This is a genomic window from Tsukamurella sputi, from assembly GCF_007858445.1.
In the GTDB taxonomy this organism is placed as follows: domain Bacteria; phylum Actinomycetota; class Actinomycetes; order Mycobacteriales; family Mycobacteriaceae; genus Tsukamurella; species Tsukamurella sputi.
This window is the reverse complement of sequence record NZ_VIGV01000229.1, coordinates 1-514: the sequence shown is the minus strand read 5'-3', so window position 1 is coordinate 514 and position 514 is coordinate 1. Positions and strand designations below refer to the sequence as shown.

1 protein-coding gene is annotated in these 514 nt (G+C 71.4%); it reads right to left on the bottom strand.

All coding sequences use genetic code 11. The features are described 5' to 3' along the window. Nucleotides 1-84 precede the first annotated feature (84 nt). Nucleotides 85-514 (bottom strand): DUF4097 family beta strand repeat-containing protein (locus FK268_RS24595; protein ID WP_497997391.1); only part of this gene is annotated, 430 nt, incomplete at its 5' end.

Genomic DNA, 514 nt, shown 5'->3' with positions numbered 1-514 from the left:
CGAAAGGACTTCTCGATACCGCGGACCTCGATCGCCGCGGTGGTGGTGATGGTCATGGTGTCTCCTCGGTCGTCTGGTGCGCGCTCAGCGGGCGCGCCGGATCTCGATGTCGCCGAACTTGGCCCGGGCGCGGACGGTGACGTGGTCGCCGATCGGCTCCGCGACGTGGTCGCCGGTGGCGGCCTCGGGGAGCCGCTCGTCGAGGTGGTTGCGGACGCGGCCCTCCTTGGAGGACAGGTCGAGCCAGGCCGGAACCCCTTCCGCCACACCGACGGTGAGCTTGCCGTAGCTGCTCTCGAGGTCGATGACGCCGCCGGAGACCTCGCCGAGGGTGATGGCGCCGTAGGCGGTCTTCGCCGCGACGGATCCGACCGCGCGGTCGATGTCGAGATCGCCGTAGGAGAGGTTCGCCTCGACGCCGCCGAGCGTCTCGCCGACGCCGATGCTCCCGTGCGAGGCCTTGAGCACGGCGTCGCCGGCGACCGACTCGATGCGGATCCGGCCGTGGTCGGCC